Genomic DNA, 19,986 nt, shown 5'->3' on the forward strand with positions numbered 1-19,986 from the left:
ATGACCGACTGCATCCGCATCGCCCCGAGCGGGGAACCGCTCAAGATTGCCATGTGGTCGGGTCCGCGCAATCTCTCCACTGCGATGATGCGCAGCTTCGGCGCCCGCGCCGACACCCATGTCAGCGACGAGCCCTTCTATGGCGCATACCTCCGACACACCGGCGATCCGCAGCCGATGATGGACGAGGTGATGGCGTCGATGGACTGCGACTGGTTCGGCGTCGCGCGCGCCATGACCGGGTCGAACCCCGCGGGCACGCCGATCTGGTACCAGAAGCATATGGCGCACCATATGGTCGGCCCGATCGCGCATCACGACCTGCCGGGCCTCCGTCACGCCTTCCTGATCCGCGATCCCGCGCGCGTCGTCGCGAGCTATGCCGCGAAACGCGTCGCAGTGCGCCCCGACCATCTCGGCACCGACAAACAGGTCGAGTTCTTCGACCGCGAGGCCGACCGGCTCGGCCATGCTCCGCCGGTGATCGACAGCGCCGACATCCTCCGCGACCCGCCCGTCATGCTCGCGAAGCTCTGCACCGCGCTCGATATCGCCTGGGACCCCGCGATGCTGCGCTGGGAGGCAGGGCTGCGCGACACCGACGGCATCTGGGCGTCGCACTGGTACGACGCCGTGATGACCAGCACCGGCTTCGGCGTGCCCGACAAGCCGGTGCCCGAACTCGATGCGCAGGGGCAGGCGGTCGCCGACGCGTGCCGCCCCGGCTACGACTATCTGGCGCGGTACAAGCTCACCGCTTAGGCGCCGGGCTTCTTGGGCAGGTCCTTCGGTGGCAACACCTTGGGCGGCGGCGTGAATTTCGGCGGCACCGGCAGCGTGAAGACCGGCCCGTCGACGACGAGCTTCGTCCCGGGATGGCCCGCGCAGGGGGGTTGGCCGGCTGCGCCATCGCTGCCGTTGAGGCAGGTGCGCACGCGCCAGCGGACCCCGCCCTCGTGCAACGGATAGGGCCGTGCCGCGCCCGCGGTCGCGGGGATCGGCAGGGTCTTGCCGGCCTCGCGCGCCGCCGGGCCGACGTTGCAATAATTGGGCTGCGGCCCCGGGCGCGTCCAGCAGACGCGCTTCGCCGGCACGATGCCGTCCGCCGTCGTCGTCTCCTTGCGCTCGGTGACGCAATAGCCCCAGAAGCCTTTGGCGCGCTGCGCCTGGGGGATTGCATTGTGGCAATCGGAATCGGTGCGGCATGCGCCGCCGGTGTTGCCCAGTTCGGCCTTGTCGGGGATGCCCAGATGGTTGAGGTCGGCGAGCAGGCAGCCGCCGCCGACACGGCCGGATGCGATCGCGTCGATCGACGACGACCGCTCGATCCGGAACGAGCCGCTGAGCGTCCGATGGTCCAGCGGCCCGCCGGCGGTGTCGCCGACCGGGATGCTGCCGGTCGATGCCGCTTCGACCGCGCCCGGGACGATCACATATTTTTCGCTACAGCCGCTCGCCACGATCGTCGTCAACAGGGCGAGGGAGAGTTTGCCCGCATGGTGGGGCATGGCGTTTCTCCTGCAGAAGAACTGACAGACTATCCCGGCGGCCCATTCCCGCCGGACCCGTTATTGGCGAACCCCGCGAGTCTTTTACGCTGCACCGCAGCATGGGTATAGGACGGGAACGCCATCCGCATTTTCCGCTGTCCTAATTTCCCCGGCTTTGCCATCACTTGGTCAGGGCACCCAAAACAGGCGGATCAGACATGCAATCACGAGTGAAGTTCGGCACTTTTCTGCGGGGAATCGCCTTTGGCGGCGCCGCGCTTCTCGGCGCCGGGGCCGCCCCCGCACAGGCGCAGGACGGCGCGGGCCAGACGGTGATCACCGCCGCGCACTACATCGACGTGCTGACCGGCAAGACGGTCGATTATCCCGCGATTTTCGTCGGCCCCGACGGGCGCATCATGAGCATCGCCGACGCTCGCACGGTGCGCTGGGGCAGCGGCGTGACGCATATCGACCTCGGCGACAAGACGCTGCTGCCGGGCCTCATCGACATGCACGTCCATATCGACGGGCCGGCCGATATCGGCGGATATAACGGGCTCGAATTCACCGACAGCTTCTGGGGCATGACCGCGGTCAAAAATGCGCGCGACATGCTGGGCGCCGGCTTCACGACGATCCGCAACGTCGGCGCGTCGGAGCGCAACGACATCGGGCTCAAGCAGGCGATCGATGCGGGTTACGCCGTCGGTCCGCGGATCATCGGCGCGGGCTATGCGCTCGGCGCGACCGGCGGCCACTGCGATTCGACCTTCTTCCCGCCGAGCTTCGAAAAGGAAGACGCGAAGAAGGAAGGGATCGGCGATACCCCCGACGAGCTGCGCTACCAGGTCCGCCGCCAGCGCAAATATGGCGCTGAGGTGATCAAGGTCTGCGCAACCGGCGGCGTCTTTTCGCGCAACACCGAGCCGGGACAGCAGCAGCTGAGCGAGGCCGAGCTGAAGGCGATCGCCGACGAAGCGCATCAGTGGGGGATTCAAGTCGCGGCGCACGCGCATGGCGCGTCGGGCATCCGCGCGGCGATCGCCGCCGGCATCGACACGATCGAACATGCCAGCCTCGTCGACGACGAGGGCATCCGCATGGCCGTGGCGCGCAAGCGGCCGGTGTGGTTCTCGATGGATATCTTCAACACCGATTATACCCAGGCCGAGGGCGCGAAGAACGGCGTGCTCGAGGATAATCTGCGCAAGGACCGCGAGATCGCGCAGATCCAGCGCGACAATTTCAGGAAGGCGCACAAGGCCGGGGTGCGCATGGTGTTCGGCAGCGACGCGGGCGTGATGCCGCACGCGCTGGTCGGCGGCCAGTTCAAGATCATGGTCCAATATGGCATGACCCCGCTGGAGGCCATTCAGGCCGCGACGCGCAACGCCGCGCAGGCGCTCGACCGCGAAAAGGACGTCGGGGCGATCGCGGTCGGCCGCTACGCCGACATCATCGCGGTGGGCGGTGAACCGCTCGTCGACGTGCGCGAGTTGGAAAGCGTCGACGCGGTGGTCAAGGGCGGGGTGCTGGTGAAGGGCAACTGAGCAGCGCCCAACCCTATTTCTGTCATCCCGGCGAAGGCCGGGATCTCACCCTGTCGCTATAACGCAACGGCGAGATCCCGGCCTTCGCCGGGATGACGGAGGTGGATCAAACCACCAGCCGGTCCACCATCGCCTCGTGCATCTCGGGGGTCAGATTCAGCACCGTCTCGGCGTAAGTCGCGACATCGCCATGGTCGCGGCGCACCGTCGTCAGCGCGGCGTCGAGGAAGGCGGGGTTGACCGACATCAGCGCGCGGATCGCATCCTCCTGGATCTCGGTGCCATAGCGCGCGCGGATATGCGCCGCGCCCTGCGCGATCCGCTCGTCGATCTTGCCCGCGCTGTTGGTCAGCAGATAATCCTGCATCAGGTCGTCCTCATGGACGCCGAGCAGACGGTGGACGACCGCGACCGCAAACCCCGTGCGGTCCTTGCCCGCGACGCAGTGGACCAGGCTCGGCGCATCATATTCGGCGAGCGCCGACAGGTAGAGCCGCAGCGTCGCGACCAGCGCGGGGCGGTATGGCATGCCGGCATAGGTGTCGATCATCCGCTCGCGCGCCGTCGTCACATCGATCGCGCCGCCCGCGGCCTGCAAGTGCGGTGCCAGCCCCGCGGTCACCCCGCCCGCGAACAGCACGCGCGCGCTGAAATCGGCACTGCGGCGGCACGGGTGGACCTCGCGCTCGTCGTCGCCGCGCAGGTCGATCACCGTCTCGATCCCCAGCGCATCGACCGCCGCCAGATCGTCGTCGCTCGCCTCGACATGATGCGCCGAGCGCCACAGCATCCCGCCGCGCAGCTTGCCGCCTCCCTCGACGTCGTAACCGCCGTAATCGCGGAAATTGTGGATGCCGGACAGCGGCAGGACGCGCTCGGCGAGCATGATCAGTCTCCTGTAAAAACGGGGGGGCGTTTTTCGACGAAGGCGTTGATCGCCTCGCGGTTGTCGGCGGTTTCGTGGACGATCGCCTGATAGGCCGCGCTAAGCTCGAGGATATCGCTCATCCGGCTGTGCTGCGCCTCGCGGAGCAGCCGCTTGGTGAGCCGCAGCGCGCGCGGCGGGTTGCACACGATGCGCTCGGCGATGGCGACCGCGCGATCCAGCAGTTCGGCGTCGGGCACGACCTCGGTGACCAGCCCATATTCTTTCGCCTGCGCGGCGTCGAAGCGGTCGCCGGTCAGGAACAGCTCGGCGGCGCGCGGATAACCGAGGATCTTCTGGAGCAGCCAGGCGCCGCCGTCGCCGGGGACGATGCCGACCTTGATGAAGCTGCACGCGAATTTCGCGCTCTCGGCCGCGATGCGGATATCGCAGGTACAGGCGAGGTCGGCGCCGAGGCCGATGGCATGGCCGTTGACCGCGGCGATCATCGGCACTTCGCAGTCCATCAGCGCGCGGATCACCGCCTGCACGCCCTTGCGGTAATTGGCGCGCGTCGAATCGGGCTGGTCGAGCACGCCGATGCCCTGGCGGTCCTGCATGCCTTTCAGATTGCCGCCGGCGCTGAACGCCTTGCCGCTGCCGGTCAGGATGATCGCGCTGACGCCGCGGTCGTCGCCCAGCGCGCGCAGCGTGTCGATGATGTCCTGGCAATCTTCGTGCGTACCGATCGCATTCATGCTCTCGGGCTTGATCATCGTCAGGATCGCGATCTTGCCGCGCCGTTCGACGCTCAGAAATTCGCCCATTATTCTCTCCTTATCGGCCGGAGCAGGCTACGCCTCGCAGCCTCTCCTTGCAAGGTCAGCGCACCGCGCCGCCGCTACGCAATGCCGCGATCTTGTCGGTATCGTAACCGAGCTTCGCGAGCACCGCATCGCCATCGCTGCCCGGCACCGGCGCGGCACGCGGCCTGTCGTTGACCGTCGCCGAATAGCGCGGCGCCGGGGCAGGGTGCGGCACGCCCGCGACGGTGACGAAGGTCTCGCGCGCGACATTGTGCGGATGATGCGGCGCCTCGCTCAGCGACAGCACGGGGGCAAAGCAGACGTCGGTCATCTCCATCAACTCGCACCATTCATCGCGGGTCCTGGTCGCGAACAGCGCGGCGACCCTGGCCTTCTTCGCGGGCCAATTCTCCTGGTCATCCTGCACGTCGAAATCGGCGTCGACGTCGAGCCCGGTCTTTTCGCGCAGCAGCGCGTAAAATTGCGGCTCGATCGACCCGATCGAGATGAACTTACCGTCGCTGCAGGTGTAGGTGTCGTAATAGGGGGCGCCGCCGTCGAGGCGGTTCACCCCGGCCTGATCCTGGATCATGCCCGCGCCGTGGAACCACCAGCTCATCCCCGCGAGCAGCGCCGAGCCGTCGGTCATCGCGCAGTCGATCACCTGACCCTGACCCGTCTTCGCCGCATGGAGCAAGGCGCTCGACATGCCGAACGCCAGCATCATGCCGCCGCCGCCGAAATCGCCGACATAATTGACCGGCGGGACCGGCTTTTGCCCCGCAAGCCCGATGGTGTGGAGCACACCCGACAGCGAGATATAATTGATGTCGTGCCCCGCCGCCTGTGCATAGGGGCCGAACTGCCCCCAGCCGGTCATGCGGCCATAGACGAGCTTCGGATTATCGCCGAGCAGAACCTCGGGGCCGAGCCCGAGCCGTTCCATCACCCCGGGGCGATAGCCTTCGATGATCCCGTCGGCGCTCTTGCACAGGTCGCGGGCGATCTGGACCGCCTCGGGGTTCTTCATGTCGAGCGCGATCGAGGTGCGGCTCCGCGACAGCGGATCGCGCGGGTCCATGAAGCCGCCTGGGCGGTCGATGCGGATCACTTCGGCGCCATGGTCGGCGAGCATCATACCGCAAAAGGGGCCGGGGCCTATCCCTGCGAACTCGATGATCCTGATCCCGGTGAGCGGTCCTGCCATGTCTCTTATCTCCCTTGCGGCCCGCCGGGGCCCTGCCGAAATATTGCACTAATGTGCCGGTGAACTTCAAACTGTCGCCAAAATGTCAGACTTTCGCAGCCCGCCTGTCACGTCCTGACCTTATGGCCCCGCCATGGAACGGGCATCCATCGCTCTCGATCGCCGCGGCTTTGCCAAGGGCCTGATGGCCACCGCCTTCGCTGGCCTCGCGCTTCACAGCCGCCATGTCTCCGCCGCGATCCTCGCCGAAGGCAAGGGCTTCGGGGCGCCGATCCCCGATCCGGCGCGCATTCTCGACCTGCCGCCGGGCTTTTCGTACAAGATTCTGTCGCAATATGGCCAGGTGATGAGCGACGGGCGCCAGGTCCCCAACAGCGCCGACGGCATGGGCTGCACCACGCTGCCCGACGGGCGGCTGTGCCTGATGCGCAACCACGAACTCGGCGCCGACGAACTCAAGCATGGCGCGTGCCCGGTCGGCGCCAGCGGCGACGCGGCGGCGTTCGACTGCTACCGCGGCGGCAGCGGCGAGGCGCTGCCCGGCGGCGTCTCGACGCTGATCCTCGATCCCGCGACCCTCGCGGTCGAGGAGCAATATCTCTCGCTCGTCGGCACGATCTACAATTGCTCGGGCGGCATCACCCCCTGGGGCAGCTGGCTCAGCTGCGAAGAAGACGTCTCGCGCGCCGGCGGGCAACACAAGGAAGATCACGGCTGGGTTTTCGAAATGCCTGTCGCGCCGGGCGGGCTGGTTGCCGCCGAGCCGATCAAGGCGATGGGGCGCTTCAATCACGAGGCGGCGGTCGTCGATCCCAGGAGCGGCGCGGTCTATATGACCGAGGACCGGCAGGACAGCCTCTTCTACCGCTTCCTGCCCGCGGTGCCCGGAGAGCTTCGCCAGGGCGGGCGGCTGCAGGCGCTGGCGCTGGTCGACCCCGCGCTCGCCGACACGCGCAACTGGGCGCGCCCGGTGCTGGCGAGCGGCGGCTGGCACGATGTCCGCTGGATTGACCTCGACGAGGTCGAAAGCCCGAAGGACGATCTGCGCAAGCGCGGCGCACGCGCCGGCGCGACGATCTTCGCGCGCGGCGAGGGCATCCACGGCGGCGACGGCGAAATCTATTTCACCTGCACCTCGGGCGGCCCGGCGCGGCGCGGGCAGATCATGCGCTACCGCCCGTCGCCCGCCGAGGGCACGGCGGCCGAAGCAGCGCGGCCGGGGCAGCTGCAATTGTTCCTCGAAACCAGCGATCCCGAACATTTCAGCTTCGGCGACAATCTCAGCGTCGCGCCGAACGGTGACCTGATCGTCTGCGAGGACCGCCGCGGCGCGAGGCCCGACAATTGGCTGCGCGGCGTCACGCCGGACGGGAAAGTCTATCCCTTCGCCCGCGTGACCGCCGCGACCAAATGCTCGGGCGTGTGCTTCGCGCCCGACGGCAAGACGATGTTTTTGAACCTCTACAGCCCGGCCCGGACGATCGCCGTGCGCGGGCCGTTCTGAAAGAGGCACCTCAGATCCGTTCGATGACGATCGCCGGTGCCATGCCGCCCGCGGCGCACATGGTGACGAGCCCGTAGCGGCCGCCCGAGCGTTCGAGTTCGTCGAGCGCGGTGCCGATCAGGATCGAGCCGGTCGCGCCGATCGGATGGCCGAGCGCCATCGCGCCGCCGTTGATGTTCACCTTTTCGCGGTCGAGGTCGAGGTCGCGGATGAACTTCTCGGCGACCACCGCGAAGGCTTCGTTGATTTCCCAGACGTCGATGTCGTCCTTGGTCAGCCCGGCCTTTTCGAGCACCTTCTTCGCCGCGGGAACGGGGGCGTTGAGCATCAGCGTTGGATCGTCGCCCTGGTTGGCGTAAGCGACGATGCGCGCGCGCGGCTTGAGGCCATGCTTGTCGGCATAGTCCTTGGAGGTCAGGAGCAGCGCCGCGGCGCCGTCTACGACCCCCGACGAGTTGCCGGCGTGGTGCACGCCCTCCCATTCGAGGTCGGGATAGCGGCGCTGGATCTGCTTCTTGAAGGTCACCCCGCCGCCGAGGTCGAAATCGGCGAGCGCGCCGAAGCTGGCTTTCAGGCCGGCGAGGCCTTCGGCGGTGGTTTCGGGGCGCGGGAATTCCTCGCGGTCGAGCGCGACGCTGCCGTCCTCGTTATAGACGGGGACGACCGACTTAGCGAAGCGTCCTTCCTTGATCGCGCGGTCGGCGCGCTGCTGGCTGACGAGCGCCAATGCATCGACGGCCTCGCGGCTGATGCCTTCGCGCGCAGCGATCGCGTCGCCGCACACGCCCTGGTGCGACTGCGGGTGGATCACGTCGAGGGCGACGTTTCCCGACCCCATGCCGAGCGGTTTGAGCCCGGCATTGGCTTCTTCGGCGCCGATCTGCGCGGTGTAGCTCATCATCTCTGTGCCGCCGGCGATGACGCAATCTTCCATGCCCGACATGACGGTCGCGGCGGCGAAGTTCACGCTGCTGATACCGCCCCCGCAGAAACGGTCGAGCGTCGTCCCCGACGCCTTGGTGTCGTAACCCGCGGCGAGTGCGGCCATGCGGCCGAGGTCGCCGCCCTGCTTGCCCTTCTGGGTCGAAGTCGACCAGATGATGTCGTCGACCGTCGACGTGTCGAGATTGTTGCGTTCCTTGATCGCCTTCAGCACCGTCGCGGCGAGATGCTGCGGGTGGAGGTGCGACAGCGCGCCCTTGCCGGGCTTGCCGACCCCGCGCGGGGTGCGGACGGCGTCGATGATATAGGCTTCGGTCATCACAGGATTCCTTCTTCGAGGGGAGTTTGACGATTAACGCGGGGCCATTCTGATCGCGCCGTCCAACCGGACGGCCTGGCCGTTGAAATAGCTGTTGCGGACCATCTCCATCGCCAGGCTCGCATATTCCTCGGCCTTGCCGAGCCGCTTGGGGAAGGGGACCGACGCGCCCAGGCTGGCGAGCACGGGTTCGGGCAGGCCCGCGACCAGCGGCGTGCTGAACACGCCGGGCATGATCGAATTGACGCGGATGCCGAGGTCCATCAGGTCGCGCGCCATCGGCAGGACGAGGCCGTTCACGCCGGCCTTCGCCGAGCCATAGATGACCTGGCCGATCTGCGCGTCCTGCGCGGCGACCGAGGCGGTGAGGATGATCGCACCGCGTTCGCCGTCCTCGAGTTCGGGCAGGGTCGCCATGCCTTCGGCCGAGATCGATGCGATACGATAGCTCGCGGTCAGGATGCCCGCGACGCCATAGGCATAATCCTCGGTCGGGGTACGGCGGAAGGTTCCGCTCGCCTTGTCGAACGCCAGCGTCTTGCCGCGGCGCGAGGTCATTGCGCAATGGACGCAGACGCGCTCCTGGCCATGTGCGGCGCGCGCGGTCGCATAGCCGTCGAGCACCGACTGCTCGTCGGTGATGTCGACATGGACGAACAGCCCGCCGATTGACGTCGCGACTTCTTCGCCCAGCGCATCGTTGATGTCGAAGATCGCGACTTTCACGCCCGCTGCGGCGAGCGCCTCGGCGGTCGCGCGGCCGAGGCCCGAGGCTCCGCCAGTGACGACGGCTGCGGTGGTGGAATCAAACTTCATGCGCGCCTCCTCAGGCCGGGATCTGATTGAACGGCACGCCCTTGTCGGGGCGATGGTCCTGCGGCAGGCCGAGGATCTTTTCGGCGATGGTGTTGAGCAGGGTCTCGTCCGACCCGCCGGCGATGCGACCGGTGGGGGCGTTGATCCAACTCGATGTCCAATTCTCCTTCTGCGAGGCATGGTCATCATAAGCGAAACCGCCCGACCCCTGCAGGTCGATCGCGAGCTCGGACAGCTTCTGGCGCGAGCGTACCGCGACGAGCTTGTTGAGCGAGCCCTCGGGTCCCGGAACCATGCCCGCCTGCATCATCGCCATCGCGCGCGCGGTGATCGACTGCAGCCCGCTCCGCATCGCATAGTTGCGCGCGATCTGCTGGCGAATGCGTCCGTCCTCGATCGCCGGCCTGCCGTTGAGGTCGGTGTCCTTGGCGAGGTCGACGAACAGGTCGAGGTGCGGGCCGAAACCCGCGCTGTCGGTCGCGACATAGCGCTCGATCATCAGCGTCGCGATCGCGACGGCGAAACCGCCGCCGACCGGCGACATGCGGTGATCGTCGCCGATCTTCACATCGTCGAAGAAGACTTCGTTGACATGAGAGTCGCCACCCACGAGCTTGATCGGGCGCACGGTGACGCCCGGCGCCTTCATATCGACCCAGAAATAGGTGAGCCCCTTATGCTTGGGCACATTGGGGTCCGTGCGCACGACGATGACGCCATAGTCGCTGTACTGCGCCCAGCTCGTCCACACCTTCTGGCCGTTGATCTTCCAGCCGTTGCCGTCGGCCTCGGCCTTGGTGCGCAGCCCAGCGAGGTCCGAGCCGCCCGAGGGTTCGGAGAAGAGCTGGCACCAGATTTCCTCACCCTTCAGCGCCTTTAGCACCCGCTCCTTGACGAAATCCTTGTCGCTGCCGAACTGCATCAGCACCGGGATCGGCATGCCGAGCGAGATGCCGAAATAGAAGCTCGGGAAGCCGTGCTTCATTTCCTCGCTGTCGAAAGTCACCTTTTCGAGATGGCCGAGCCCTTGGCCGCCGAACTCGGTCGGCCAGTTGATCCCGGCATAGCCCGCGTCGAACTTGGCGCGCTGATAGCGGCGGGCGACGGCAAGGTCTTCGGCTTCTGAAAGCCCCTTGCGCGTTTCCTTGCCATAGGTCGGGACCATCGATTCCAGCCAAGCCGCGGCCTTGGCGCGATAGGCGGTCAAATCGCTCATGCACCTTCTCCGGTCAGGCGGTCGACGAGAATATCTTCCCAGAACAGCAGATTGCCCTGCTCGATCGCGAGGCTGCGCGCGCGGCGGGTGTGGAGGTGGAGCCCCAGCTCCCACGTCACCCCGATGCCGCCATGGATCTGCACGCAGTCGCGCGATGCACAGTCATAGGCCTCGGTCGCCGAGATGCGCGCCGCGGCCGCCGCAGTGATGAAATCGGCCTGACCCTCACGCGACGCGGCATGGATGCAGTTGGCACGCGCCAGCTCGACGAAGCCGTAGAGCTCGGCGATGCGGTGCTTGATCGACTGGAAGGCGCCGATGACCTGCCCGAAGGCGCGGCGGGTGACCGCATAGTCGCGCGCGATCTCCATCATCGCCTCGGCGCCGCCGGTCTGTTCGTGCGCGGTGATCACCGCCTGCAGCGCGAGGATATGCAGCGCCGCATCGCGCGCCGCGCCGCCGACCACCAGCGTCTCGGCCGGGGTGCCGGCAAATTCGAGATCGGCATAGAGGCGGCTGTTGTCAAAGCTGTCGATCGCGGTGCGCGTGACGTCCGACAGGTCGGCGACCGCGAGCACCGGCATTCCCGGGCCATTGGCATAGACGACCGCGATATCGGCGGCGAGCCCGCCCGCGACGCCGGTGGAGGTGCCGTCGAGGCGGTTGTCGGTGAGCGTGACGCTCGGAAGGATCGGCAGCGCGTTCGACCCCGAAGCGAAGGCGACCGCGCCGATCGTCTCGCCGCTCGCGAGGCCGGGCAGATATTTCGCCTTCTGCTCGTCCGATCCATAAAGTTCGATCGCCTTGGCGGCGCCGAAGCTGCCGGTGAGGAAGGGCGCGCCGCTGAGGCTGCGCCCCGCCTGGTGCGCGATCAGCCCGAGCTCGACGAGCCCGAGGTCGAGCCCGCCATAGGCCTCGGGAAGGGCGAGGGCGGTCCAGCCCTGTTCTTTCGCCGTGTTCCAGAAGCCCTCATGATATTGCCCGCTGACCTCGAGCAGCGGCAGCAACTCGTCCTTGCTCACCCGGGCTTCGAGCACACGCCGCGACTCGGTCGCGATCGCTTGCTGGCCCTCGTCGTATAAGATCGACATGCGCGTTCGAGTCCTCACCCTCTATGTTGAGACTATCCAACCGGACGTTGACGTAAACGTCAAGCAGTAGTTGACGCTACGGCTAGCGGACGGTGAATTTCTTTGTCTTGTCGGCCATCAGCGCGGCGCGGTTCACCTGCGGCACGCCGATCGGATTGCCGATCTGGCAATATTTGAGGCCCTGCTGCAGCGCGACCGAGCGGGGGAGATCGAGCGATTCCCAGATCGCCTTGACCGATCCCGCGGTCGCCGCGGGCGGCTTGGCGGCGATGGTCGTCGCCAGTTCGTGCGCGCGCGGCCACAGGTCGCCCAGCGTCGTGATCTCGCTGACCAGCCCGATGCGCAGCGCGGTGCCCGCGCCGATGCGCTCGTCATTTCCGAGCAGCACCATGCGCAGCACATCGTGCAGCGGCATATGATAGGTCATGCCGATCGGTTCGAGCGCACTGGTCATCCCGTAAGTCACATGCGGGTCGAAGAAGGTCGCATCCTCCGAACAGATGATGATGTCGCTCTCGTTGAGCCAGTAGAAGGCGCCGCCCGCCGCCATGCCGTGCACCGCGGCGATCACCGGCTTCCAGCATTTCATCGACTTGGGGCCGAGGTAATTGCCCGGATCCTCGCAGTGCCAGATATTGTCGAGGTCGACGACCGTGCCGCCTTCCTGCTGCGATTCCTTGACGTCGACCCCGGTGCACCAGGCCTTGCCCGGCGCGGCGCGCAGCACGCAGCAATGCACATCGTCCTCGCGGCCGATCCACTTCCACAGATGCTCGAATTCGTCCATCATCCGCTTGGTGAAGCTGTTCATCGCGTCGGGGCGGTTGATCGTGATCGTCGCGATATGATCGGCGACGTCGACCAGGATGGTTTCATATTGCATGGCCAGCGGCTCCTCTCCCGGCGCCTGTCATGACTGAGCGCTCATGGTTGACCTAGTTATACAACTCGCTATGACACAGACCGATATGGAGGGGCAAGGCCTGCGATGAATTTCGACCTTAGCGATGAACAGAAAATGCTCGGCGAGCAAGCCCGCGCGCTTCTGGCGGATATGTCATCTTTCGACCGTTTGCGCACGCTGATCGATTCGGGCGCCGAATGGGACGAGCCCCTGTGGCGCACCCTCGCCGACATGGGTTTCCTCGGCGCCGCGATTCCCGAGGAGCATGGCGGACTCGGCCTCGGCGCGCTCGACCTCGGCGTGATCATGGAGGCGCTGGGCGCTGCCAATGCCGCGGTGCCCTTCATGAGCTCGATCATCCTCGCCGCCGAAGCGATCCGCCTTACGGGCAGCGACGCGCAGAAGGCGGCGTGGTTGCCCAAGCTCGCGAGCGGCGGGGCGGTGGCGACTTTCGCTTACGCCGAAGGGCCGGGGCCCGTCTTCGCGACCGGGGCGAAACTCGACGGCGGCAAGCTCAACGGCTCGAAGTCGCCTGTCGCCGACGCGGGCATCGCCGACATCGCAGTGGTGCTCGTCGCGGGCGGCAGCTTCGCGCTCGTCGAACTCGACCAGCCCGGCGTCGCCCGCACCAAACTCGACAGCTTCGATCAGCTTCGCGCGCATTACCGCCTCGACTTCGCCGATGCCGCCGCCGAGGCGATGCCGGGCATCGGCAAGCTCGACCGGCTGATCGACCAGGCCGCGGTGCAGGCGGCGTTCGAGGCTGCTGGCGCTGCCGACGCCTGCCTCACCATGGCGCGCGACTATGCGATGGAGCGCCAGATGTTCGGGCGTCCGCTCGCGGGCTATCAGGCGATCAAGCACAAGCTCGCCGATGTCGCGGTGGCAACCGAGCTGGCGCGTTCCAACGCCTATTATGGCGGCTGGGCGGCCGAGTCCTCGCCCGACGACTTGCCCGCCGCCGCCGCCGCCGCGCGCCTCTCGGGCATCAAATGCCTCGAAATAGCGGCGCGCGAGAATCTGCAGGTCCATGGCGGCATCGGCTATACCTTCGAGGCGAACTGCCATTTCTATTACCGGCGCGAACGGATGCTCGCGGTGCATCTCGGCAATCGCGGCTTCTGGGCCGATCGCCTGCTGAACGCGCAGCCGGGCAGCCAGGGAAAGGCGGCGTAAAATGGATTTCAACGACAGCCCCGAAGAAGCCGCTTTCCGCGCCGAAGCGCGCGCTTGGCTCGCCGCCCACGCCCCGGCGCATGTGTTCACGCCCGGCAAGAAGATCCCCGACACCGAAGAAGCTGACCGCGGCCGCGCCTGGATGCGCGAGCTTTATGCCGGCGGTTGGTCCGGCCTGACTTTCTCCAAGGGGCTCGGCGGTCGCGGGCTGTCGGGCCCCGAAGCGGTTATCTTCGCCGAGGAAGAGGGCAAATATCACCTCCCCAAGGGGCCCTTCACCTCGATCGGCACCGGCATGGCGCTGCCCGTGATCGCGAAGCATGGCAGCGACGAACAAAAGGCGCGCTTTATCGAGGCGACGCTGAAGGGCGACATCACCTGGTGCCAGCTCTTCTCCGAACCTTCGGCAGGCTCCGATCTCGCGGCGCTGCGCACCAAGGCGGTGCGCGCCGGCGATGGTTCGGGCGACTGGATCGTCAACGGGCAGAAAGTCTGGTCGAGCTGGGCGCATCTCACCGACTGGGGCATCCTCGTCGTGCGCACCGATCCGACCTTGCCCAAGCACAAGGGGCTGACCTTCTTCGTCGTCGACATGAAGACGCCGGGGATCGAGACGCGCCCGATCCGCCAGATTTCGGGCGCGAGCGAGTTCAACGAGACCTTCCTCACCGACGTGCGCATCCCCGACGCGAACCGGCTCGGGGCCGAGGGCGAGGGCTGGGCGTGCTGCATGACCGTCCTGATGGGCGAACGCCTCGGCTCGGGCGCGCATCGCAGCGGGGTCGAGCCGCTGATTGACTATGCCGCCGCGACCCCCGACGGCCATGGCGGCACGATGCTCGACGACCGCGCGATCCGCCAGCAGCTCGCCGAGGCGCTGGCCGAGGAGCAGGGCGAACGCTTCTTCCAGGCGCGGCTGCGCACGATGGTCTCGAAGGGCGAAAACCCCGGCGCGCTCGCGGGCATGGTCAAGCTCGCCTATGCCGGCCGCTACCAGAAGACCAACGGCCTCGCGCTCGAACTGCGCGGCCTCGCGGGCATCGCGCCCGAGGCGGGTGACACCGCGACCGGCGATGTCCAGTACGACTATATCTATTCGACCGTGATGCGCATCGCCGGCGGCGCCGACGAGGTGCTGCGCAACCAGATCGCCGAACGCGTGCTCGGGATGCCGGGCGAGGTGCGGATGGACAAAGATGTGCCGTTCGAGACGCTGAAGGGGTAACGCTACTTAGCCCCTCCCCTTCAGGGGGGGTGGGGTGGGGCTATCGAGGTAGCGCAAGGCCGCTGGCCCCCACCCGCTGCGACTAACGAACAAGTTCGTAAGTCTCGCTGCCCTCCCCTGAAGGGGAGGGCGTAAATCAGGCCGCCCGCCGCTCCGCTGCCGCCTTCGCCAGCGGCTCGGCCAGATCCTTCTTCAAAATCTTCCCGTTCGGATTGAGCGGCATATTGTCCATCACTACCAGCGTCCGCGGCACCTTGTTGTCGCCCAGATGCGCCTTGCAGAACGCGATGATCTCGTCCGCCGTCGCTTCGCCGCAGCCGGGCCGCAGCGTCACCGCTGCCGCGATATCCTCGCCCAGCACCTCGTGCGGGACGCCGACCACCGCCGCCTGCTGCACCGCCGGATGCAAATGCAGCACGGTCTCGATCTCGAGCGGGGTGATGTTGTAGCCGCCGCGGATGATCAGCTCCTTCGACCGGCCGGCCATGATCAGGTCGCCGTCCGCGTCGACGAAACCCAGGTCGCCGGTCTTGGTCCAGCCGCCCTTGAAGCTCGCCGCGGTCGCCTCGGCGTCGTTCCAGTATCGCCGCGCATGCTTCTGCCAGCCATAGATTTCGCCGACCACTCCCGTCTCGGTGACGACTTGGCCGGCCTCGTCGCGGATCTGCATATGCGCGGGCAGCTTGCCGACGCAGCCGGGTTTCAGGACCTGCTCCTGGCTCGTCGTGCCAAGCCCCACGCCGCCCTCGGACATGCCGTAACTGTTGCGGATGCGCAGGTGCGGCCACAGGTCGGCGGCGCGCTTGACCGAATCATGCGGCAGCGGCGCGGTGCCGGTCATCAGATATTTGACCCCGGCCATGTCGTAGTCGGCGACATCGGGGTGATCGAGCACCAGCCGCAGCATCGACGGCACCAGATAGACGAGGTTCGGCCGCTTTTCGCGCGCGAGCTCGAGGAAACCCTTGGGGTCGAATTTCTGCTGGGTGATCGCGGTCGCGCCGCCGCGCGCGGGCAGCATCACGATGCCGATATTACCCCCCGACCCGGTCAGCGGCAGCGCGTTCAGCGTCGAACGCGAGCGGTCCATATTATAACCGGTGACATTGGTCATCAAATCGGGATGCGACACGACGACGCCCTTGATCTTGCCGGTGGTGCCCGAGGTGCCGAGGATTTCGGCGTCGGCCATGGGGTCGAGGCGCGCCTGATCGGGTAGGGCGGTGATATCGCGCGGCATATCGGCGACATGCCAGCAGCCCGCGAGACCCAAGTCCTTCACCAGATCGGGCGCGTCGGTCAGGCAGAATCGCGGCATGCACAATGCCGCATAATCGGCGATTTCGCGCGGGTTCAGCCTTGTGCTGATCGGACAGGCGATGCCGCCGGCGCGGAATACCGCGAACACCGCGATCGCCATTTCGACCGCATGCATGTTGCTGATCGGCAGGAACACGCGGTCGCCCGGAACCAGCCCCGCCGCCGCCAGCCCGCCGCCCACTTCGTCGGCCTCGCGATCCCATTCGGCGAAGGTGATTTGCCGCTGCGTATCGTCGTGCGCGATGTCGTCCGACTGGTGCGCGGCGCGCACCTTCAATGCATCGCTTATGCGGCGAACTTCCATTCGGCTTAATCCCCTTGCGTCACTTCTGGGGATGTATTACCTAGTTATATAACTCGTGACAAGGGAGATAAAGATGGCCGAGGCAGAAACCGACATCAAGCAGAGCGATGAGTGGCAGAAAGCCGTCGCCTACGAGATTACCGATGCGGATATCGAGCGGCAGCGCAAATTGCTGGGATTCGACCAGGCGGCGAAGACGCGCGAATATATCCAGACCGCGACCGAGGATAATATCCGCAACTTCGCGCACGGCATGGGCGACGACAAGCCGCTCTACACCGACCCGCATTATGCGAAGAAGACCCGTTGGGGCAGCGTGATCGCGCCGGGCATGATGGCCGGCATCATCAATCGCCCGATGCTGGGTGACCCCGTGCCTGACGAGATCAAGGCGCTCAAGAAGAGCCTGTTCAAGGGCATCCATGTCTTCGTGTCGGGCTCGCAATGGGATTTCTACCGCCCGATCTTTCCGGGCGACACGATCTACAGCTTCAACGGCGACGAATCGTGCGAGGTCAAGCAGTCCGAATTCGCCGGCCGATCGGTGATCGGCGTGCGGCGCGACGTCAAAATGAACCAGCGTGGCGAGGTCGTAGCGGTCTACCGCATCCTGCGCGTCCTGACCGAGCGCAAGACCGCGGTGAAGAAGGGCAAATATTCGGCGATCGAACCCGCGAGCTACACCGACGAGGAAATGCAGGCGATCGAGGACATCTATGCCGCCGAACGCGTACAGGGTGCCGAGAAGCGCTGGTTTGAAAGCGTCGAGAAGGGCGATTCGGTCGGCTTGCAGGCCAAGGGCCCGCTGACCGTCACCGACGTCATCTGTTTCCACGCCGGCGGCTATGGCTTCGTGCCCTATGCGCCGACCGCGAACCGCCTCGCGCACAAGAATCGCCAGCGCATCCCCGCCTTCTATGTGAAGAACGAACATGGCATCCCCGATGTCGCGCAGCGGCTGCACTGGGACCCGCTATGGGCGCAGGCGATCGGCAACCCGATGGCCTATGACTATGGCGTCATGCGCGAAAATTACCTGTGGCAATATCTCAGCGACTGGGCGGGCGACGACGCCGTCATCACCCACATCCACGACGAGATCCGCAAGTTCAACTATATGGGCGACGTCCAGCGCGTCACCGGCGAGGTACTCGCAAAGCGGCAGGAGGGCGGTCAGAGCCTGGTCGACGTCGCGGTGAAATTCACCAACCAGCGCAACGAGGAAACGGTGCGCGCGACCGCGACGATCGCATTGCCGAGCAAGACCCGTCCGCTGCCACTCTATCCGCAGGTGCCCGAGGAACTCGCCGAAAAGGCGGTGGCCATGCTCGCGCGCCACCGCGAGCTCGGCGGGGATTGACCGGGCGGCAAACGCCAAGCCCCTCCTCTTCAGAGGAGGGGCCTGCGAGACTTGCGAACGTGTTCGCTAGTCGCAGCGGGGTGGTGTTCGAGGCTGGGCGTGCGCCTTCGGCCACCACCCCGCTGCGACTAGGTCCGGCTGCGCCGAACCAAGTCTCGCTGCCCCTCCTCTGAAGAGGAGGGGTTGAGAAGGGCTGCCTACTACCCGTAAACCCACACCAGCATCGTGACGGCCGGGGAGGAACTATGGCTGACGAAATACTGATCGACGATGATGCGGGGGTCCGCACCATCACCCTCAACCGGCCCGACCGGCTCAACGCGCTGACCAGCGCGATCATGGCGCCGCTTGCCGACGCCTGCGCCGATGCGGCGCGCGATGCGTCGGTCGGCTGCGTCGTGGTGACCGGCGCGGGCAGGGGCTTTTGCGCCGGCGGCGATCTCAAGGAAGGCGGCGCCGACAAGGCGGTCGTGCCCGCCAATGCCGAGGTCGGCAGCCGCACCGAACAGGGCCATATGCGGCTGCGCGGGTTCATGGAAACCTCGCGCCTGCTCCACGAAATGCCCAAGCCGACCATTGCGATGGTCAACGGCCCCGTCGCGGGCGCGGGCATCGGCATCGCGGGCGCGTGCGACCTGCGCTTTGCCGCGAAGAGCGCAAGCTTCCTCACCGCCTTCGACCGCATCGGCGCGGGCGGCGATTTCGGCTCGACCTGGTTCTGGACCAAGATCGTCGGCACCGGCGTCGCGCGCGAACTCTTCTTCCTCGGCGAGAAATTGTCGGCCGACGACGCCTTCGCCAAGGGCCTCTACACCCGCCTGTTCGACGACGCGGCGCTGCGCGAAGAAACGATGAAAGCCGCCCGCCGCCTCGCCGATGGCCCGCGCATGGGCTACCGCTATATGAAGGCGAACCTCAACAATGCCGAGGATTGGGCCTTCGAGGCCGCGCTCGACGCCGAAGCGCTCAATATGGGGCTGTCGACCAGCGCGACCGCGATGATCTGGCGCGAGAAGAAGAAGCAGGACGAGCAGGGTGGCTGACTTCGATCATATCCGCATCGACCGTCACGACGGCGGGATCGCCGCGGTCGTCGTCGCGCGCGCCGATATTGGCAATGCTTCCTCACCCGAAATGCTCGGCGAGATTCGCGACGCCTTTGCCGCGCTGTCCACGGACCAAGACGTGCGCGCGATCATCTTCGCCGCCGAGGGCAAGCATTTCTCGGTCGGCGCCGATTTCGCCTTTTTGCAGCGGCTTACGTCCATGTCTGCAAGCGAGATCAAGGACACGGTCTACACCAATTTCCAGGGCGCCGCGCGCGCCATCTACCGCTGTCCCAAACCGACGCTCGCGCTGGTACAGGGCGCGGCGGTCACCGTCGGCTGCGAGCTCGCGCTCGCCTGCGACTTCCGTATCGCCGCCGATACGGCGATGTTCCAGGAAAGCTGGATCAAGCTCGGGATCATGCCCCCGCTCGGCGGCACCTTCCTGCTCCCGCGCATCGTCGGGCTCGGCCACGCGATGGAGATGTGCCTGCGTGGGCGCCAGGTCCGCGCTGCGGAGGCGTTGAGCATCGGGCTGGTCGGCGAGGTGGCCGCGAAGGACGATCTCGCGGCGCGCGGTATGGAACTGGCGCGCGAACTCGCCGCCTCGGCGCCGCTTGGTTACGCGACGGTCAAGCAATCGATCCAGCGCGCGCTCGAAAGCAGCATGGAGGCCGAATGGCAGGCGAACCTGCTGAACCAGGCGCTGCTGCTCGGCAGCCAGGATCATCGCGAGGGGCTGGCGGCGGTGACCGAAAAGCGCGCGCCCGTTTTCCGGGGGGAATAACGCCAGATTAGGCACCGTAGCCCTGAGCTTGTCGAAGGGCGCTTCCCGGATAGGC

Annotated in this window: 18 protein-coding genes; 8 read left to right on the plus strand and 10 right to left on the minus strand. The window is 66.5% G+C overall.

Annotated elements, in window-relative coordinates; all coding sequences use genetic code 11:
• The gene (locus AC1RNQ_RS11225; protein ID WP_493171221.1) at nt 1-762 is read left to right on the plus strand and encodes a sulfotransferase-like domain-containing protein; all 762 of its coding nucleotides are present in this window, start codon (nt 1-3) and stop codon (nt 760-762) included.
• On the opposite strand, the gene AC1RNQ_RS11230 is transcribed toward AC1RNQ_RS11225, so the two are convergent.
• Nucleotides 759-1,508 (minus strand): hypothetical protein, encoded by a 750-nt coding sequence (locus AC1RNQ_RS11230; RefSeq protein ID WP_493171222.1) that lies wholly within the window; start codon nt 1,506-1,508, stop codon nt 759-761. The two genes, AC1RNQ_RS11225 and AC1RNQ_RS11230, sit on opposite strands and share 4 nt — an antisense overlap.
• A 200-nt stretch (nt 1,509-1,708) precedes the next feature.
• On the opposite strand from AC1RNQ_RS11230, the gene AC1RNQ_RS11235 reads away from it, so the two are divergent.
• Complete coding sequence (locus AC1RNQ_RS11235; protein ID WP_493171223.1) at nt 1,709-3,043, plus strand: Xaa-Pro dipeptidase; 1,335 nt, start codon at nt 1,709-1,711, stop codon at nt 3,041-3,043.
• Between the two features lie 106 nt (nt 3,044-3,149).
• Here AC1RNQ_RS11235 and AC1RNQ_RS11240 read toward each other — a convergent pair whose 3' ends face one another.
• The 3 genes from AC1RNQ_RS11240 to AC1RNQ_RS11250 are packed head-to-tail and all read right to left on the minus strand — an operon-like array spanning nt 3,150 to nt 5,921.
• On the minus strand, nt 3,150-3,929 hold the full coding sequence (locus AC1RNQ_RS11240) for a tyrosine-protein phosphatase (RefSeq protein WP_493171224.1): 780 nt from the start codon (nt 3,927-3,929) through the stop codon (nt 3,150-3,152).
• 2 nt (nt 3,930-3,931) lie between these two features.
• Nucleotides 3,932-4,735: a crotonase/enoyl-CoA hydratase family protein gene (locus tag AC1RNQ_RS11245; protein ID WP_493171225.1), complete on the minus strand. Its 804-nt coding sequence runs from the start codon at nt 4,733-4,735 to the stop codon at nt 3,932-3,934.
• 55 nt (nt 4,736-4,790) lie between these two features.
• Nucleotides 4,791-5,921, minus strand: a complete 1,131-nt coding sequence (locus AC1RNQ_RS11250) for a CaiB/BaiF CoA transferase family protein (protein WP_493171226.1) — start codon at nt 5,919-5,921, stop codon at nt 4,791-4,793.
• A 184-nt stretch (nt 5,922-6,105) separates the two neighbouring features.
• On the opposite strand from AC1RNQ_RS11250, the gene AC1RNQ_RS11255 reads away from it, so the two are divergent.
• Nucleotides 6,106-7,425, plus strand: coding sequence for an alkaline phosphatase PhoX (locus tag AC1RNQ_RS11255; RefSeq protein ID WP_493171227.1), 1,320 nt, complete (start codon nt 6,106-6,108; stop codon nt 7,423-7,425).
• Between the two features lie 10 nt (nt 7,426-7,435).
• Here the strand turns inward: AC1RNQ_RS11255 and AC1RNQ_RS11260 are convergent, their stop codons facing one another.
• The 5 genes from AC1RNQ_RS11260 to AC1RNQ_RS11280 all read right to left on the minus strand — a co-directional run bounded on the left by AC1RNQ_RS11260 (nt 7,436) and on the right by AC1RNQ_RS11280 (nt 12,692).
• Complete coding sequence (locus AC1RNQ_RS11260) at nt 7,436-8,686, minus strand: acetyl-CoA C-acetyltransferase (protein WP_493171228.1); 1,251 nt, start codon at nt 8,684-8,686, stop codon at nt 7,436-7,438.
• A 33-nt stretch (nt 8,687-8,719) separates the two neighbouring features.
• Nucleotides 8,720-9,502: an SDR family NAD(P)-dependent oxidoreductase gene (locus AC1RNQ_RS11265; RefSeq protein ID WP_493171229.1), complete on the minus strand. Its 783-nt coding sequence runs from the start codon at nt 9,500-9,502 to the stop codon at nt 8,720-8,722.
• 10 nt (nt 9,503-9,512) lie between these two features.
• The gene (locus AC1RNQ_RS11270) at nt 9,513-10,718 is read right to left on the minus strand and encodes an acyl-CoA dehydrogenase family protein (protein WP_493171230.1); all 1,206 of its coding nucleotides are present in this window, start codon (nt 10,716-10,718) and stop codon (nt 9,513-9,515) included.
• The gene (locus AC1RNQ_RS11275; RefSeq protein ID WP_493171231.1) at nt 10,715-11,809 is read right to left on the minus strand and encodes an acyl-CoA dehydrogenase family protein; all 1,095 of its coding nucleotides are present in this window, start codon (nt 11,807-11,809) and stop codon (nt 10,715-10,717) included. Before AC1RNQ_RS11275 ends, AC1RNQ_RS11270 begins: the two co-directional genes overlap by 4 nt.
• 82 nt (nt 11,810-11,891) lie before the next feature.
• Nucleotides 11,892-12,692 carry an enoyl-CoA hydratase/isomerase family protein gene (locus AC1RNQ_RS11280; protein WP_493171232.1) on the minus strand — a complete coding sequence of 267 codons (801 nt, stop codon included), beginning with the start codon at nt 12,690-12,692 and terminating at the stop codon, nt 11,892-11,894.
• 105 nt (nt 12,693-12,797) lie between these two features.
• Here AC1RNQ_RS11280 and AC1RNQ_RS11285 point away from each other — a divergent pair, with 105 nt between their 5' ends.
• Both AC1RNQ_RS11285 and AC1RNQ_RS11290 read left to right on the plus strand, forming a co-directional pair.
• Nucleotides 12,798-13,889 carry an acyl-CoA dehydrogenase family protein gene (locus AC1RNQ_RS11285; RefSeq protein ID WP_493171233.1) on the plus strand — a complete coding sequence of 364 codons (1,092 nt, stop codon included), beginning with the start codon at nt 12,798-12,800 and terminating at the stop codon, nt 13,887-13,889.
• Nucleotide 13,890: 1 nt separating this feature from the next.
• Complete coding sequence (locus AC1RNQ_RS11290) at nt 13,891-15,114, plus strand: acyl-CoA dehydrogenase family protein (protein WP_493171234.1); 1,224 nt, start codon at nt 13,891-13,893, stop codon at nt 15,112-15,114.
• Between the two features lie 136 nt (nt 15,115-15,250).
• Here AC1RNQ_RS11290 and AC1RNQ_RS11295 read toward each other — a convergent pair whose 3' ends face one another.
• Nucleotides 15,251-16,738 (minus strand): class I adenylate-forming enzyme family protein, encoded by a 1,488-nt coding sequence (locus AC1RNQ_RS11295; protein ID WP_493171235.1) that lies wholly within the window; start codon nt 16,736-16,738, stop codon nt 15,251-15,253.
• A gap of 73 nt (nt 16,739-16,811) precedes the next feature.
• On the opposite strand from AC1RNQ_RS11295, the gene AC1RNQ_RS11300 reads away from it, so the two are divergent.
• The 3 genes from AC1RNQ_RS11300 to AC1RNQ_RS11310 all read left to right on the plus strand — a co-directional run bounded on the left by AC1RNQ_RS11300 (nt 16,812) and on the right by AC1RNQ_RS11310 (nt 19,931).
• Nucleotides 16,812-18,098: an FAS1-like dehydratase domain-containing protein gene (locus AC1RNQ_RS11300; protein WP_493171236.1), complete on the plus strand. Its 1,287-nt coding sequence runs from the start codon at nt 16,812-16,814 to the stop codon at nt 18,096-18,098.
• Nucleotides 18,099-18,343: 245 nt separating this feature from the next.
• A complete protein-coding gene (locus AC1RNQ_RS11305; RefSeq protein WP_493171237.1) occupies nt 18,344-19,141 on the plus strand; it encodes an enoyl-CoA hydratase-related protein in 798 nt (265 codons plus the stop codon).
• A complete protein-coding gene (locus AC1RNQ_RS11310) occupies nt 19,134-19,931 on the plus strand; it encodes an enoyl-CoA hydratase/isomerase family protein (protein WP_493171238.1) in 798 nt (265 codons plus the stop codon). The genes AC1RNQ_RS11305 and AC1RNQ_RS11310 overlap by 8 nt, the downstream gene beginning before the upstream one ends.
• Nucleotides 19,932-19,986 lie beyond the last annotated feature (55 nt).

The sequence above is a fragment of the Sphingopyxis sp. GW821-FHT12F08 genome, from assembly GCF_058806755.1.